This window comes from Myxococcus hansupus, assembly GCF_000280925.3.
GTDB lineage: Bacteria > Myxococcota > Myxococcia > Myxococcales > Myxococcaceae > Myxococcus > Myxococcus hansupus.
In genome coordinates this window covers 593,395-608,980 of the sequence record NZ_CP012109.1, presented here as the reverse complement: position 1 = coordinate 608,980, position 15,586 = coordinate 593,395, and the positions used below count along the sequence as shown (strand labels likewise).

The 15,586-nt window shown below is 68.5% G+C and carries 12 protein-coding genes and 1 riboswitch; of the genes, 7 read left to right on the top strand and 5 right to left on the bottom strand.

Annotated features, from left to right (window positions below; genetic code table 11):
- Positions 1-88: 88 nt before the first annotated feature.
- Positions 89-898 (bottom strand): alpha/beta hydrolase, encoded by an 810-nt coding sequence (locus A176_RS02500; RefSeq protein ID WP_002636954.1) that lies wholly within the window; start codon positions 896-898, stop codon positions 89-91.
- A 194-nt stretch (positions 899-1,092) separates the two neighbouring features.
- Here A176_RS02500 and A176_RS02495 point away from each other — a divergent pair, with 194 nt between their 5' ends.
- Positions 1,093-4,284 carry a type 2 lanthipeptide synthetase LanM family protein gene (locus A176_RS02495; protein WP_002636955.1) on the top strand — a complete coding sequence of 1,064 codons (3,192 nt, stop codon included), beginning with the start codon at positions 1,093-1,095 and terminating at the stop codon, positions 4,282-4,284.
- Between the two features lie 85 nt (positions 4,285-4,369).
- Positions 4,370-4,612 carry a mersacidin/lichenicidin family type 2 lantibiotic gene (locus tag A176_RS02490; protein WP_002636956.1) on the top strand — a complete coding sequence of 81 codons (243 nt, stop codon included), beginning with the start codon at positions 4,370-4,372 and terminating at the stop codon, positions 4,610-4,612.
- A gap of 94 nt (positions 4,613-4,706) precedes the next feature.
- Here A176_RS02490 and A176_RS02485 read toward each other — a convergent pair whose 3' ends face one another.
- The 4 genes from A176_RS02485 to A176_RS02470 form a co-directional block, all read right to left on the bottom strand.
- Entirely contained in the window at positions 4,707-5,006 is a 300-nt protein-coding gene (locus A176_RS02485) for a hypothetical protein (RefSeq protein WP_044889761.1), read from the bottom strand.
- Positions 5,007-5,014: 8 nt separating this feature from the next.
- Complete coding sequence (locus A176_RS02480; RefSeq protein WP_002636957.1) at positions 5,015-6,436, bottom strand: hypothetical protein; 1,422 nt, start codon at positions 6,434-6,436, stop codon at positions 5,015-5,017.
- A 173-nt stretch (positions 6,437-6,609) separates the two neighbouring features.
- The gene (locus A176_RS02475) at positions 6,610-7,434 is read right to left on the bottom strand and encodes a hypothetical protein (protein ID WP_044889762.1); all 825 of its coding nucleotides are present in this window, start codon (positions 7,432-7,434) and stop codon (positions 6,610-6,612) included.
- A gap of 202 nt (positions 7,435-7,636) precedes the next feature.
- Positions 7,637-8,716, bottom strand: a complete 1,080-nt coding sequence (locus A176_RS02470) for a DUF1501 domain-containing protein (RefSeq protein ID WP_237076907.1) — start codon at positions 8,714-8,716, stop codon at positions 7,637-7,639.
- Between the two features lie 371 nt (positions 8,717-9,087).
- A riboswitch (cobalamin riboswitch) is annotated at positions 9,088-9,302 on the top strand.
- Positions 9,303-9,567: 265 nt separating this feature from the next.
- On the opposite strand from A176_RS02470, the gene A176_RS02465 reads away from it, so the two are divergent.
- The 5 genes from A176_RS02465 to A176_RS02445 are packed head-to-tail and all read left to right on the top strand — an operon-like array spanning position 9,568 to position 15,577.
- Positions 9,568-10,932, top strand: coding sequence for an aminotransferase family protein (locus A176_RS02465; protein ID WP_002636960.1), 1,365 nt, complete (start codon positions 9,568-9,570; stop codon positions 10,930-10,932).
- Positions 10,929-12,488 carry an aldehyde dehydrogenase family protein gene (locus A176_RS02460; RefSeq protein ID WP_002636961.1) on the top strand — a complete coding sequence of 520 codons (1,560 nt, stop codon included), beginning with the start codon at positions 10,929-10,931 and terminating at the stop codon, positions 12,486-12,488. The genes A176_RS02465 and A176_RS02460 overlap by 4 nt, the downstream gene beginning before the upstream one ends.
- Before the next feature lie 20 nt (positions 12,489-12,508).
- Positions 12,509-13,888 (top strand): acetyl ornithine aminotransferase family protein, encoded by a 1,380-nt coding sequence (locus A176_RS02455; RefSeq protein ID WP_002636962.1) that lies wholly within the window; start codon positions 12,509-12,511, stop codon positions 13,886-13,888.
- Positions 13,889-13,905: 17 nt separating this feature from the next.
- Positions 13,906-14,814 carry a CoA transferase subunit A gene (locus A176_RS02450; RefSeq protein ID WP_002636963.1) on the top strand — a complete coding sequence of 303 codons (909 nt, stop codon included), beginning with the start codon at positions 13,906-13,908 and terminating at the stop codon, positions 14,812-14,814.
- Positions 14,804-15,577 carry a CoA-transferase subunit beta gene (locus A176_RS02445; RefSeq protein ID WP_044889763.1) on the top strand — a complete coding sequence of 258 codons (774 nt, stop codon included), beginning with the start codon at positions 14,804-14,806 and terminating at the stop codon, positions 15,575-15,577. Before A176_RS02450 ends, A176_RS02445 begins: the two co-directional genes overlap by 11 nt.
- Positions 15,578-15,586: the final 9 nt, after the last annotated feature.

Here is a 15,586-nt window from a genome sequence, read left to right as displayed (position 1 = left end):
TTGAAGCGCCGCGCAGCCTTCCACTCCCAATCCTCACAAACCAGACACGCAACAGGCGTTGTCAGGCTGGAGACATTGACAGACAGCGTCAAGGCTCTCCGAGCGCGAATGACGCCATGCGGTGTTTGTACACCTTGGCAAGGTCCTCGAGGACATCGTTGTGCCCCGCCCCGGCCACTGTCTCGACCACGGCATGGGGGAAGAGCGTCCCCAGCTTGCGGCCCATGGCCACCGGAATGAGGTCGTCCTCCTCGCCATGGATGATGAGCACGGGCAGCGTCACCGAGGCCGCCTTGGACGCGGTGTCGTACCGGTCACGCGCGAGCAGGCCCACGGGCAAGTAGGGGAATGCCGAGGCGCCGATGTCGGGGATGGAGGTGTACGGACTCACCAGCATGACCCGGGCGCCGTGCCCTCGGCGCGCCATCTCCACCGCCACGCCCGTGCCCAGGCTGCGGCCACTGAGCACGGTCTGCTGCACCGTCACGCCCTGCTCACGCAGCCAGCGCAGCGCGGCCTCCGCGGCCTCGTAGATGCCCTCCTCCGTGGGCTTGCCGGGTGACGCGCCGTAGCCCGGGTACTCGACGGCCAGGAAGCCCAGGCCGCGCTCCTCCATCAAGGACCCCAGCCCCACTTGCGTCAGGACCTCTTCACCATTCCCATGGAAGTGCACCACCGTGGGCGCGCCAGGAAACGCCGGCAGATAGAACAGGTCCACGTACAGGCCTCCGCTCAGGGGAAGGCGGCTGAAGTCCTTGATGGTCGACAACGGCGGCGTGCCCTTCGGCGCCGGATAGAGCAAGGAGCGTTGCAGCGCGAACACCGCAATGCACAACGCGAGGTAACACGTCCCGAAGGTGGCGAGTGCGATGATGAGCATGCGGCGCAGGCGAAGCATGGCGCCAGTCTGCCTCAGTCCACAACGCGAAGCGACATGGCCATGACGCCGCGTGGCACGCCAGCACCACCGCCAAGCCCCCCCTGGCACAGGCGGCGATGAAGGTGCACGATAGTCATTGAGCAACTCCGTCACAGACACGCCGTCGAACGACTCGAACACGCCAGGCCTCGACCTGGATGGGAGCAGGCGTGATGTCGCAGTGGGTGCTGGGCCATTTCCTGGAGGAGCGGCTTCCGTCCTTGCGTGACGTGGCCGCGTCTCCCCCTGTCGACGAGGCCCGCGCGAAGCGCCGCCTGGAGCGCTGGCGCAGGCAAGAGCCGCTGTCACTTGACTCCATCTGGGCCCAGCGGCTGCGGACGTCGAGTGTCACGGAGCAGGAGTTGCACACCCTGCTCGGAGAGCCCGCCGAAGCCCTGCGTGAACGCATGGGCAGCGCTCCTCCCTGGATGACTGACATTGAACGCGCGTATGCCGGTCCACCCGCGGAGCCCCTGACGTGGCCACAGCCCACGCCACCGGGCGCGCCGCTCCTCGCGCTGGTGGAGCCGCTGGTTCACACGGCCCATGCACGACTCCTGTCCGCATTGGCCGACGAAGCGCGCAAGACGCCTGACGCACCCTTCACCCCTGACCGCGCTGCGCACATGCTGCTCGCGCCGCTGCCCCGGCTGCTGCTGCCGTTGCTGGGGCGCGCACTCGCAGTGGAGCTTCACGCGGCGCAACTCGAAGACAGGCTTCAGGGAACCACATCGGAAGCCCGCTTCCAGGACTTCGTCCGCCAGCTCCGCCACCGGGCGGTGGCGCTCGACATCCTCGGCCGCTACCCCGTGCTCGCGCGACAGGCCGTCGAACGCATCGCCTCTTGGGAACACGCGAGCCTGGAGCTGATGCAGCGGCTGGCCCAGGATGCCCCCGCGCTGTGGCGTCACTTCAACGGCGGCGAAGCACCCGGGAGGTTGGTGGAGGTACAAGGCGGCCTGTCCGACCCACATCGAGGTGGGCGGAGCGTGTCCGTGCTGCGCTTCGAGTCAGGACTCCAACTTGTGTACAAGCCCCGCCCGCTCGCCGCGGAGGCCGCGTTCCAGCACCTCCTCGCGTGGCTGAACGCGCGAGGACTCACACCTTCGCTGCGCACGGTGGAGGTCCTCCCCCGCGATGATTACGGGTGGATGGAGTTCGTTCGAGCCGCCCCCTGTGACTCGGCTGAAGCGGTGCGGCGCTTCCACGAGCGGCAGGGCGGCCTCATCGCACTGCTGTACGCGATGGACGTCATCGACATGCATTACGAGAACCTCATCGCGGCGGGCGAGCACCCCGTCCTGGTGGACCTGGAGACGCTCTTTCATCCGTACACGCTCGCCCGCTCGATGCGGGAGGTCGAGTCCCAGCCCGGCACGGTGCTGGATGGAACGGTGCTCAAGAGCGGGCTGTTGCCCCAGCCCATCTGGCGCTCGCGCGACGGCACGGAGGTGGACTTCAGCGCGCTGGGAAACAGCGCTCCCCAGCTCACGCCGCTGGGCTACCTCATGCCCAAGGAGCACGGCACGGACCGGCTGCGCTTCGAGCGACGGCGGCTGGAGATTCCCGCCGCGGACAATCGCCCTCGGCATGACGGCCAGTCGCTCGCCGCGGCCGAGCACATGGAAGCGCTCAGCACGGGCTTCACGCACATGTACCGGTTGCTGACCGAGCACCGCGACGCACTCCTCGCCTCTGAAGGCCCCCTGGATGCCTTCGCGGGCGCGCCCACGCGCGTGCTCTTCCGCGACACGACCAGCTACGGCGCCCTGCTCCACGAGAGCCTGCATCCCCACGCCCTGGGGGACGCACTGGACCGCCAGCGCTTCTTCGACCACCTCTGGCTCACGGTGAAGGAGCGCCCGTATCTGGAGACGCTCATCCCGCTGGAGCAGGAGGAGTTGCAGCGCGGTGACGTCCCGCATTTCACCACCCTGCCCGGCTCCCGCGATTTGTGGTCGGGCACGGGCCGGCACCTCCCAGGCTTCTTCGACGACACCGGCCTGGAGCGCGCGCGACGCAGACTGGAGCACCTGTCACCAGAGGACCACCTGAGACAGACCGCCCTGCTGCGGAGCACGTTGGACCGGGTCCGACTGACGAACCCACCCGCCGCGCCGCGCCCCTCCTATGCGTTCCGGGAAGCCTCCGAGCCGGCCCATCCCGAAGCACTCCTGGCGGCGGCACGGCGCATCAGCGAGCGGGTGGTGGCCCTGTCCTTCTCGGGAGCAGGCCATTCCCACTGGCTGTCGCTCGACTTCATGCCATCGAAGGAGCTGCAACTCGTCCAGGCCGGCGTGGACCTGTACCAGGGGCTCCCCGGCATCGCACTGGCACTGGGGTATCTCGGCGCGCTGACATCGGATGAACGGCTCACCCACGCCGCGCGTGGCGCCGTCCGTCACCTGGCCTGGAGACTGGAGGAAGCCCCCACGCAGGTGCGTGGAATCGGCATTCTCAATGGTTGGGGCGGCATCCTCTACGCCCTGGCGCATCTGGGCGCACTGTGGCGAGACGCGTCGCTGCACGAGCTGGCCGATGCGCTCCTCGACCATGTCGCGCCGGAAGTGGAACAGGACGAACACCTGGACCTGGGCGCGGGAAGCGCGGGCAGCATCCTCGCGCTCCTGGCGCTGTGTCCTTCAGACAAAGCGTTGCGTCTGGCGCGAACCTGCGGGGAACGGCTGGTCCAGCGAGCACAGCCCCAGGCACACGGCGTGGGTTGGCCCGCGCCATCCTCGGGAGGACAGGCCCTCTGCGGGTTGTCTCACGGAACAGCGGGCATCGCCCTGGCGCTGCTGCGGCTGTCCTCCGCCACGGGTGAAGCGAGGTTTCGCGCCACGGCCCTCGCCGCGCTGGAGTACGAGCGGAGCCTCTATTCGCCCGTGGCGCGAAACTGGCCCGACCTGCGCGAAAACACGGGCACGCACGGTGGTGGAGGCGGCCCGAGCTTCATGTACGGCTGGTGCAACGGCGCCCCGGGCATCGGGCTGGCGCGGGTGGCCGGGCTTCCGCTGCTCGATGATGCCACCGTGCGCGAGGAGGTCTCCGCGGCCGTCAGCGTCACGCTCGAAAGAGGCTTCGGCTCCAACCATGGCCTTTGTCACGGAGACCTGGGCAACGCCCTCTTCCTGTTGGAGGCGGCGCGTGCCCTGCGCGACGACGACCTCCTGCACCGCACGTATCGAATCGCCGGCGGCATCCTCCAAAGCCTCGACGCCCATGGCCCGCTCCACGGCCTGCCCGGAAGCATCGAGACGCCAGGGTTGATGGTGGGGCTCTCGGGCATCGCCTACGGCCTGGCGCGGCTCGCGGCCCCGGAGCCACTGCCAGACCTGCTGTCCGTGGCCCCACCCGGCACCTGACACGGCCGCGTCTCCAACGAACTCCGGCACCGCAAGGGTTGGCGGTCCGCAGGCAGTCCCTCAACAACCCACGAGGAGCAGCACCATGAGCCACAGCGACAAGAAGCACATCCTCCGCGCCTGGCGTGATGCCGACTACTACGACAGCCTGACCGACGCGGAGCGCGCCGCGCTGCCCGACAGCCCCGCCTCCGTCATGGAGCTGGACGACGCGACGCTGGCGTTCATCACCGGTGGCGACACCGAAGCCACGTGCCCCAGCAACCCCACGCCCACGCAGCGAAGCTGTCTGTTCACGCCCTGCGGTACGTCGCACTGCTGCGCCTGATGTCCGTCGGGCCGTGAATCGAGGTCAGGAACACGGCCCCGAGGGAGCGGCGGAGGAGTGCCGCTCCCTTGCTGTCAACGCGCCAGGGCTGCTCTCAAATACCAACCGTCGCGCGCTTGGAGCGCGTCGGCTTACCAGGCGACTCGGCGGTCACCGTGACCTGGCTCCCAACGTCGGCGGTTCCCCACGCCTCCACCTGGAAAATGGTCGGAACACCGCCCGGCACCTGGAGCGTGATGCGAGCCTGGGGCTGACCACCATCGATGGCGAAACTCCGGGCTTGCCCCTCGACCTCCAGCGTGAAAGTGACATCGCTGATCGTCCCATTCATCACTCGAATCGAAAACGGGGCCCCGCTCGTCAGGGTGTTCTGGAGGATTCTGATGGCCAGCATGGTGACTCCTAGCGGGTAGGGTTCGCAGGAACAGACCGGGACCCGGTGTTCGTGAGCTGCACGGGGACCGTCACACCCAGAATCCCCATCATCTCGACGGCCTTCGCCGCATCCAGCGTCACGCCCACGAAGCCGTCGAACTGCCATCCTCGGTTCTCTTGGTTCTCGAAGAACAGCGTCCCGCCACTGAGCTTGAAGGGCGCGAGCACCTGCCAACTCGCCCCCAGGAGGAATCCCGGCCCCCCCTTCCGTCGCGCATCACCATGGTTGTCCGCGGTCAACGCCGCGACGCCAATCTCCACGGAAAGGGAGCGAAGAATCCGATCTCGCTGGAGGCCCCCATGCCAGAACTGCTCGTCGCCCCTGAGACAGTCAAAAGGACATACAGAGACCGCGATAGGATAGACGAGGTCATCCATCCTCGTGAGATAGACGGCGCCGGACGACAACGAGTACCCCCGCCGCGCTGCCTCGGCCTTCAAGATGTCCTCCTTGCCATCCGCCCACTCATCGGTGACCACGATGACCGCAGCCATCCGCTCCACGCGTTCGCGATGCGCGGCCTCCGCTGGGGCAAGGGCTGCCTGATGGCGAGCCAGCACCAGCAGATGTCCGGAGGAGCTCAGTCCCGTCAGCGTCTTCTCTTCACACTTTTGGTTCACGCCGTTGGACTGAGCGTCGCCCAAGTCCTTGAGCACATCCTCAATGGCCTTGCCCGAGGCGGGCCATCCCTGCGCTTTCATCTTCGAGAGCGGGACACTGAAGAGGTCCTTGCACGCGGTCTTCGGCGCGGCGCCCTCGGGTGGAGGGGCCAGCGACTCGGCCTTGACCAGACAACGTGTGGCCGTATCGATGAGCCCTCGAGGGGTGGTGCCCAGTGTTCCCTCTTCAAGCAGCTCCAGACAATGACGGGAGCCGCCCTCGGCAAGCTCGAACTCCTCTGAGTCGAGCACACCTGACGTCGCCTCCTGCATGGCCCTCAGGTTGAGACGGCTCAACGTCACGTCCGTCGGAGCCCACCGCCGAGTGGAGGCGTCCTGCTTGAACCCCACCTCCGCCAACAGGGCTGGGATGGTTGGAGTATCGTCTCGCAGGCGGGAGGATTTGAGCAGCTCGAAGGGGCCCTCCGCTGGGTCGATGGAGAACTGCTCCTTCCACCGACTCTTATGGAGAACCAGTGCCTGCTCGATCTTCTCCACCAGCGACAGGTCGAACTTCCGAAGCTCTTCCCGGAGCGCCTGCTTCACGGCTTCAGTCGGAGTGAAGTAGTAGGTGAGCCCGACCCGAACCTCATCCCCAGGATTCACGCGATGGGAGATGTGCACCATCCACGAAGTCGCGTCGCCAAAGACCTCGGCCTGCTTGGGCTCACCACCGTCAATCTTGTACGTGGCATGAAGCCGCGTGTTCTCACCTCGGTAGGGGTCCACGCGCTTGGGGCACCGTAGGGTGTATCCCCGAGTACCACTCTCGAACAACTTGCAGAGCGCCGGCCCCAGCGTCCCATCAGCCGGCGTCTCCGATGCCCCGGCGCCAGTCGAAAGGAACAACAGCGCCGTGGGTAACAACCTCGCCAACCTGCGCGAAATCATGCGGAGCGTGCTCATCGCGCGGGCTCCGCGTCGGCGGGAACAATCTGGATGTCGAACTTGCCTGTCCGCGACTCGGCGCCTGCCCCTCCGCCTCCCACCAGTCCAAACCGCACCTGCGCCGTGGTGGGCGTCGTCACAGCCCCCTTCAGGCGGACCTCCCACCGGACGACGCCGACCGTTACCATCCCCATGACGATGTCGACGTCCGTGGTCCGCGTGGAACGGGCGTGCGCTGTATCGCCATCCATCAGTGCCACGGGCGAATCCACACCGCCAAAGACCTCCGCGTAGATTTCCAGCTTGTCGATGGGCTGGCCCTGGTCATCCACGGCCTGCACATAGACGTACTGTTTCTCAGTCGCGCCGACCTTCAAGACGAGGGGCTCCACCGGATGGGGCGTGAGCCGGACCTTCAAGATGTCGGGGACGATCTCCACCGAGACCTGGGCCAGGCTGCTGGCCGTGGCGGCATCTGTCGCTCCGCCATGCTCCGGCCGGACAAGTGAAGCGGCGAGCTGCGCGACGCCATATGGAGCATCCGGCTTCACTCGGAAGCGCAGTCGCGCGGCGCCTCGCAGTCCGGTTCCCTCATCAACGGCCGTGGTCCGGACCACCGGGCCGGAATCCTGCGCCTCCAACAATTCAAAACGGTCATCATCCAGTTCGAGGAACATGACCTCGACGTCATCCACCGCAAACGCGTCTTCGTTCATCGCCTGGACGACGAACGCGCCCTCTTGCGAGGGCTGAAGCTTGAGCGGCTGTTCCGCCGGAAACCGCGTCACCAACGAACTCGCCGGCGCCGAGCGGTCTTCCACGCAGGCCAGCAAAGCCATGACGGGAAGCAACCCCAGCCACCGTGTAAAGCCATTCACGATTCCCCCTCGGGCGGCCACGACGCGATACACCCCAGCCGCCACGACTCCGAGTGAACGAGCATACGGGTGGCCTCTCCGACGCGCAACAGAACGGCCCGCGTGTCACGCCAGCGCCACCTGCACATCTGGAGGGGAAATGACTCACCTCATCGCGAACCCGCTAACCGAACAGCCCCAGCGATGACCGTGGCGTGAAACCTGGAAACACCTTGGCCAGTGACACACCGGGCCGACAGGCGCTCAGGACTTCCGCCAGCGGTGCGCGCACGTCCGTCCAGGCGGGCACGTCTCGCCCGTCCTGCAAACGGTCCGGCTCCAAGGATTCGAAACGTCCGTAGACCTTGCCACCCTTCACGCCACCGCCCAGGACGAGCATCGCGCTGCCCACGCCGTGGTCCGTGCCACGGCTGCCATTCTCTCTCACCGTGCGGCCGAACTCGGTGAGCACCACCACCGTGACCTGCTCCAGCCGAGGTCCCAGGTCCCGCGCGAAAGCTGCCAGCGCGCCGCCGAGTTCCTGACAGCGATTGGCGAAGGTGCCTGTCGCCACGCCCTGGGCGGCGTGGGTATCCCAGCCCCCCAGCTCCGTGGCGGCCACCTCCAGGCCCACCTCACCGTGGATGAGCCGCGCGATGTCACGCAGCCGCGCCCCCAGTGGGCCCTTCGGATAGTCGACCTGTGAGCGCGAGGACAGCTTCGCGAGCCGGTCCTCATCCAGCAGGGACATCGCATCGAAGGCGCCCTGCCCTGTCATGCGCAGCGCCTCATCCACCGCACCGGCATAGAGCGCGTTGAAGCCTTGCGCTGCCTCCTCCTCCCGGCGCCCGCCCCGCAGACGAAACTCCTCCAAGCGCCCCATGGCCACCGCGCCCGCGTCACCGAACAACGCCCGAGGCAACGTGGGCTGCAACGCCACGGCGCGCAGCGCGGCGCCGTCAGCCTCGTCCAACGCGCGGTTGAGCCAACCATCCGGCGTCGACTTGCGCCCCGGCGTCCCAGACTCCACGAAGTCCTGCGCATCGAAGTGGGAGCGCACCGGCTCCGGAAGCCCCACGCCATGCAGCACCGCGAGCTGGCCTTCACGCCATAGCGGCATCAACGCTTCGAGTCTCGGGTGCAGCCCGAAGGGCCCCGACAATTTCAACGCGGCGCCCGGCCCCCTTGCCTGGAGTGCCAGCGTGGGACGCGCCCGGTGGTAGGCCGCATCCTCCACCGGCGGCACCAGGGAGAGACCATCCACGCCTCCGCGCAGGAAGACAGTCACCAATGTGCGACGCGCGGGAGGCTGCACACTGGCCGCGAACGCGCGACTCCAAGAGCCCGGGGCCAAGGCGAGCCCCGCGCCCGTCATTCCCAGAGCGCGCAGCAAGTGACGGCGAGTCAACGGTGCGGTCATGGCGTCAGCAGCTCCAGGAAGCCGAAGGAAGTATCCCACCCACGGTCATCATCCTGGCCTCCAACACCGGCATCGCGATGAAAGTTGCAGCCCATGAACGCGCCGTCTTCGGGGGTGAAACACCTGACCGCGACAGAGGTTAATTCGCACGGCCCCGCTGTCGTCCTTCCCTCGCGGCGAGTCCACGCGCCTTGACAGTCCAAGAAGCCCGACAGTACAAACCGCCCCGTGCTGGTGCCTGAGCCACGTTGGCCCAGGCTTAATAGGGAACCCGGTGTGAATCCGGGACTGCCCCGCAGCGGTAAGTGAGAACGAACCTCGTCACACGCACTGGTTCCCCCTGGGAGCTGGGAAGCGACGAGCAGTAGGAAGCCGGCCCCTGGCCGACACGCTCACGAGTCCGAAGACCTGCCCGCATCCGCCCGTGGGAGAAATCCACGGACGGTTTCGACCTGGAGCCGCGTGGGACGGCCGGAAGGTCCGAGCAGTGCTGACGACTCGACGAGTCCTCGCGCGCCTCGGCTTTTCCGACCCCTTTCCATTCGTGCCTCCAGTCGCCCGTGGGGGCGAAGGTCGGTCCGTGGGCTCTTCACGAGCCTGGTGTGCGCTGACGCGCGCGCACCGTGACAGCCCTTCTTCCACGCGGGAGCCCTGTCGGGCGACCTCGGTCGTCCGCGCTGCGTGGAGGACGGACGATGCGGGACGAAGGCCGACAGGCGGTGCGCTACCCCGACGGGAATGTCCTGCTGCGCAACCTCGCGCGCGACTTCCCCGTGGTGACGCACGGACAGGGCGTCCACCTCTTCGACGCGAGCGGCAAGCGCTACCTGGACGCCTCCGCCGGCGCGCTCGTCGCCAGCGTGGGCCACGGCAACCGCGAGGTGGTGGACCGCATCCACGAGCAGCTCCTCCGCGTCGCGTACGTCAACGGCACGCACTTCACCACCGAGGTGACGGAGCAGCTCGCGTCACGCCTGTGCGCGCTCGCGCCGCCAGGGCTGGACCGCGCCGCCTTCCTGGGCTCGGGCTCCGAGGCCGTGGAGGCCGCGGTGAAGTTCGTCCGCCAGCTCTGGGTGGAGCGCGGGCAGACGCAGCGCACGAAGGTCATCGCGCGCGTGCCCGGCTATCACGGCAACACGCTGTATGCCCTCTCGCTGTCCGGGCGGCCTCACTACAAGACGTTCTTCGGCCCCATGCTGGCGGAGGTCGTCACCACGCCCGCGCCCTACCCGTACCGCTCCGGCCTGGAGGACTACGCGCGCGACGGCGCGGAGCACTACGTCCGGCTGTTGGAGGAGACGCTCCAGCGCGAGGGGCCGGACACCATCGCCGCCTTCATCGCGGAGCCCGTGATTGGCTCCTCGGCCGGCGCCTCGCCGCCGCCGCCCGGCTACTTCGAGCGCGTGAGCGCGCTGTGCCGTGAGTACGGAATCCTCACCATCGCCGATGAGGTCATGTGCGGCTGCGGCCGCACCGGTCGCTTCTTCGCCAGTGTGCTGTTCGACTTCACCCCGGACGTGCTCGTGCTCGGCAAGGGCATCAGCGGGGGCTATGCGCCCCTGAGCGCGCTGCTCGTGAAGCAGACACACCTGGAGGAGATGCGGCTCGGCTCGGGCGGCTTCATGCACGCGCAGACGTATCTCCAGGCCCCCGCGATGACGGCGGCCGGGCTCGCGGTGCTGGACTACTACGAGCGGCACGACCTGGTGGCGCATGCGGCGCGCGTGGGTGAGCACCTCCAGCGGCGGCTGCGCGAGGCGCTGCTGTCCCTGCCCCACGTGGGCTCGGTGCAGGGCGTGGGCCTGATGGCGGGCATCGAGTTCGTGGAGGACCTCCCCACCCGGCGGCCCTTCCCCCGCGCACGCAAGGTGGTGGAGGGCCTGCTGGCCGAGCTGTTCGAGCGCGGCCTCGTCCTCTGGTCCAACACCGGCCACGCGGATGGAACGAACGGGGACCTGCTGATGCTCGGGCCCCCGCTGGTCATCACCGAGGCCGAGGTCGACGTGCTCGTCGACACGCTCGCGCAAGGCATCAACCACTACTTCCGGAGGGAGCCATGAGTTTCCGCATCACCTACTCGGTGCTGGATGCCGACATGTCCGAGCTGCACGCGCGGTTCGACGAAGCACTCGACACCGTGCGCGGCTCGCTGGGCGCGGCGCTTCCTTCATGGATTGCGGGGGAGGCGTTCCGGAGCGGCGACCTGCTGGAGAGCCGCAACCCGGCGAAGCCGGACGAGCTGCTCGCCACGTTCCACCGCACGCCCGTCAGCGAGCTGGACCGGGTGGTGCGCGTGGCCCGCGAAGCCCAGCGCGCCTGGGGCGCCACGCCCTGGCAGGAGCGCGTGCGCATCCTCCGCGCTGCCGCGGACCTCATCTCCGCGCGGAGCCTGGAGCTGTCCGCACGGATGACGCTGGAGGTGGGCAAGAGCCGCCTGGAGTCGCTCGGAGACGTGGAGGAGTCCGCGGACCTGCTGCGCTACTACGCCAGCCAACTGGAGCAGGCGGAGGGCTTCTCTCGGCCCATGGCGCGACTGTCCCCGAACGAGGACACGCGCAGCGTCCTGCGGCCCTACGGAGTGTTCGCCGTCATCTCGCCCTTCAACTTCCCGCTGGCGCTCGCCGCGGGCATGAGCGGCGGCGCGCTGCTGGGTGGCAACACCGTCATCCTCAAGCCCAGTGAAGACGCCCCGTGGTGCGCCGAGGGCCTGCACCAGGCGCTCACCGACGCGGGCCTGCCGCCCGGCGTCTTCCAGGTGGTGCACGGCGAAGGCGAGTCGCTGGGCGCCGCGCTGGTGCGTCACCCGGGCGTGGACGGCGTCTCGTTCACCGGCAGCAAGGCCGTGGGCATGGACATCCACCGCGAGCTGTCCACGGGCCGCGTGCGGCCGTGCTTCCTGGAGCTGGGCGGGAAGAACCCGGCCATCGTCTGCCGCGACGCGGACCTGGAGGCCGCCATCGAGGGGTGCTTCCGCTCCGCCTTCGGGCTGTCGGGCCAGAAGTGCAGCGCGCTGTCCCGCATCTACGTGCATGAGTCCCTGCTGAACGACTTCACGGAAGGACTGGCGAGCAAGGCCCGGTCCGCGGCGGTGGGAGACCCGTCGCTCGCCTCCGTCTTCACCGGCCCCGTCATCAACGCGGCGGCGGTGCGGCGCTTCGAGCGCGCGGTGGACGAGGCGCGCCGCGATGGCGCCATCGTGACGGGCGGCGAGCGGCTGCGCCTGGACGGCGCGCTGGCCCAGGGCCACTTCGTCGCCCCCACCGTGGTGGCGCTGTCCCACGGGCACCGGCTGATGCGGGACGAGCTGTTCCTCCCCTTCGTCGGCGTGACGGGCTTCCGCACGTTGGACGAGGCGCTGCGGATGGCCAACGACTGCGAGTACGGCCTCACCGCCGGCGTCTTCAGCCGCGACGCCGCGGACGTGGAGCGATTCATGGCCGAGGCCGAGGCCGGCGTCCTCTACGCCAACCGCCGCACGGGCGCGACCACGGGCGCCTGGCCCGGCGTGCAGTCCTTCTGCGGATGGAAGGGCAGCGGCGCGTCCGGCAAGGGCGGCTGCGGCCCCTACTACGTCGCCCAGTTCATGCGCGAGCAGGCGCAGACCCGGATGGGCTGAAGCCCCCGAGAGGAAACCCCATGACCATGCTCTATCCCGAAGTGAAGGTGGCTCCTCCGGGGCCCAACGCGCGCGCCATCATCGAGGTGGACCAGCGCTACAGCTCGCCCTCGTACATCAAGGAGTACCCGCTCGTCGTCGAACGCGGCGAGGGCCCCTGGGTCTACGACGTCGACGGCAACCGCTTCCTCGACTTCATGGCGGGCATCGCCGTGGCCTCCACCGGCCACTCGCACCCCACCGTGGTGAAGGCCATCCACGACGCCGCGGACCGCTTCCTGCACATCTGCGGCACCGACTTCTACTACGACGCCTTCTCGCGGCTGTGCGAGCGGCTGGCGAGCGTCCTGCCGGAGATGGGCCCCAAGCGCGTCTTCCTCACCAACTCCGGCACGGAGGCGGTGGAGGGCGCGCTCAAGCTGGCGCGGCACCACACGCGCAGCCAGTACGTGGTGGCGTTCAAGGGTGGCTTCCACGGCCGCACCATGGGCGCCATCTCGCTCAACTCGTCCAAGGTCGCCCAGCGCGCCTTCTTCGGCCCCCTGCTGCCCGGGGTCATCCACATCCCCTACGCGAACCCCTACCGCTGTGCGAACGGCTGCGCGCCCCATGCCTGTGGCGACGCGTGCAATCCCGCGCTGATGCTGGAGCGCGAGTGGTTCGTCAACCACGTGGACCCGCGCGAGGTCGCCGCCATCTTCGTGGAGCCCATCCTGGGCGAAGGCGGCTACGTCATCCCACCGGCGAGCTTCCTCCAGCACCTGCGCCGCATCTGCGACACCCACGGCATCCTGCTCGTCTTCGACGAGGTGCAGTCGGGCATCGGCCGCACGGGGAAGATGTTCGCGGCGGAGCACTTCGGGGTGATGCCGGACATCCTCCTGTCCGCGAAGGGCATTGCCTCGGGCATGCCGCTGGGCGCCATCATCGCCCGTGAATCCGTGATGACGTGGCCTCGCGGCTCCCACGGCAGCACCTACGGCGGCAACCCCGTGTGCTGCGCGGCGGCGCTCGCCACGCTGGACGTGGTGGAGGGGCTGCTCGACTCCGTACGCGACACCGGTGAGCACCTGCTGCGCGGGCTGCGCGACCTGCAGACCCGCTTCCCCGTCATCGGGGACGTCCGGGGCGTGGGGCTGATGGTGGGCGCGGAGTTCGTCGACCCGGCGACGCGCGAGCCCGCCAGCGCCTACGTGTCCGAGCTGGAGCAGCTCGCCTTCCTCAAGGGCCTGCTCCTGTTGTCGTGTGGCAAGTCCACCATCCGCTTCGCGCCCCCGCTCGTCGTGGGCAAGCACGAGGTGGACGTGATGCTGCGCATCCTCGAGACGTGCCTTCAGGAGCTGGCCCTCCCCGTCGCCTCCACCCTCCCTCGGCCCGCCGCCGCGGGCGTGAAGATTTGAGGCCGGGGGCACGCGCGATGAACAAGCTCTGTTCGATGAAGGAAGCCATCGCCGCATCCGTGACGGACGGATGCTCGCTGGTGATTGATGGCTTCACGCACCTCATCTGCTTCGCGGCCGGACACGAAATCATCCGGCAGGGGCGCAGGAACCTGACGGCCATCCGCCTGACGCCAGACCTCGTCTATGACCAGCTCATCGAGGCGGGCGCGGTTCGAAAGCTCGTCTTTAGCTGGGCGGGCAACCCCGGCGTGGGCAGCCTCCATGCGCTGCGCCGGCGCAGCGAGGCGTCCTCGCCCGAGCGCCTGGAGCTGGAGGAGTACTCCCACTTCGGGCTGCTGTCGCGCCTGCTCGCGGGCAGCGCGGGGCTGCCCTTCTGGCCGCTGAACAACTACGCGGGGGGCGACATCGCCCGCGTGAATCCGTCCATCAAGACGGTGACGTGTCCCTTCACCGGGCAGGAGTTGGCCGCCGTCCCCGCGCTCCGTCCGGACGTGGCCATCATCCACTGCCAGCGCGCGGACGCGGAGGGCAACGCGCAGGTGTGGGGGCTGCTCGGCTCCCAGAAGGAGGTGGCCTTCGCCGCGAAGAAGGTCGTCGTCGTCGCCGAGGAGATTGTCTCCACCGAGCGCATCCGCAAGGACCCCAACCGCACGCTGGTGCCCGGCATCATCGTCAGCCACGTGGTGCACGAGCCGTGGGGCTGCCACCCCAGCTTCGTGCAGGGCTTCCACGACCGGGACAACGACTTCTACGTGAAGTGGGAGGACATCTCCCGCCAGCCCGAGACGTACCGCGCGTGGTTGGAGGAGTTCGTCCACGGCGTGAAGGACCGGCAGGGCTATCTCGCGCGGCTCGAAACCGGGCTGCTCGACAAGCTGCGAGCGAAGGCCCGCGTCTGTGAGGGGGTGGACTATGGCTACTGAGCTTTCGGCGACGCCCACCGCTTCGGAGCGGATGGCCTACCGCGCCGCGCAGGAGCTTCGAGACGCGGACGTCGTCTTCGTTGGCATCGGCCTGCCCAACCTGGCCTGCAACCTGGCGCGGGCAACCCATGCGCCCGGCCTGTTCATGATCTACGAGTCCGGCGCGGTGGGCGCCATTCCAGAGCGGCTGCCGGTGTCCATTGGCGACCCGTCACTGGTAACGGACTCGCTGGCTGTCGTGGGTCAGGCGGACATCTTCCAGTGCATGCTCCAGCGCGGGCTCATCGAGGTGGGCTTCCTCGGCGGCGCGCAGGTGGACCGCTGGGGGAACATCAACACCACCGTCATCGGTGATTACGCCAACCCCAAGGTCCGGCTGCCGGGCAGCGGCGGGGCGTGTGAAATCGCCGTCCACGCGCGGCGGCTGCTCATCGTCATGCGGATGAGCAAGCGCACCTTCGTGGAGACGTGTGACTTCGTCACCAGCCCCGGGCACCGGGTGAACGGAAAGAGCCGCGCGGAGCTGGGCATGCCCGGCGGCGGCCCCACCCGCATCATCACCGACCTGGGCGTGCTCGACTTCGACGCCACGGGCGAAGCGGTGCTCGCCGAGGTGTATCCCGGCGTGACACCCGAACAGGTGCGCGCCGCCTGTGGCTGGCCGCTGCGCACGGCCGACGCCCTGCGGACCGCCGCCGAGCCGGACGTGTCCGTGCTGCGGCTGCTGCGCGAGAAGCTCGACCCCCAGCGCCTCTACCTCTAGCGAACGACT

Coding starts and splice junctions, on each gene's coding strand:
- A176_RS02455 (WP_002636962.1), top strand. CDS start 12,509: ATGACCATGCTCTATCCCGAAGTGAAGGTGGCTCCTCCGGGGCCCAAC.
- A176_RS02460 (WP_002636961.1), top strand. CDS start 10,929: ATGAGTTTCCGCATCACCTACTCGGTGCTGGATGCCGACATGTCCGAG.
- A176_RS02445 (WP_044889763.1), top strand. CDS start 14,804: ATGGCTACTGAGCTTTCGGCGACGCCCACCGCTTCGGAGCGGATGGCC.
- A176_RS02490 (WP_002636956.1), top strand. CDS start 4,370: ATGAGCCACAGCGACAAGAAGCACATCCTCCGCGCCTGGCGTGATGCC.
- A176_RS02495 (WP_002636955.1), top strand. CDS start 1,093: ATGTCGCAGTGGGTGCTGGGCCATTTCCTGGAGGAGCGGCTTCCGTCC.
- A176_RS02465 (WP_002636960.1), top strand. CDS start 9,568: ATGCGGGACGAAGGCCGACAGGCGGTGCGCTACCCCGACGGGAATGTC.
- A176_RS02475 (WP_044889762.1), bottom strand. CDS start 7,434: ATGGCTTTGCTGGCCTGCGTGGAAGACCGCTCGGCGCCGGCGAGTTCG.
- A176_RS02500 (WP_002636954.1), bottom strand. CDS start 898: ATGCTTCGCCTGCGCCGCATGCTCATCATCGCACTCGCCACCTTCGGG.
- A176_RS02485 (WP_044889761.1), bottom strand. CDS start 5,006: ATGCTGGCCATCAGAATCCTCCAGAACACCCTGACGAGCGGGGCCCCG.
- A176_RS02450 (WP_002636963.1), top strand. CDS start 13,906: ATGAACAAGCTCTGTTCGATGAAGGAAGCCATCGCCGCATCCGTGACG.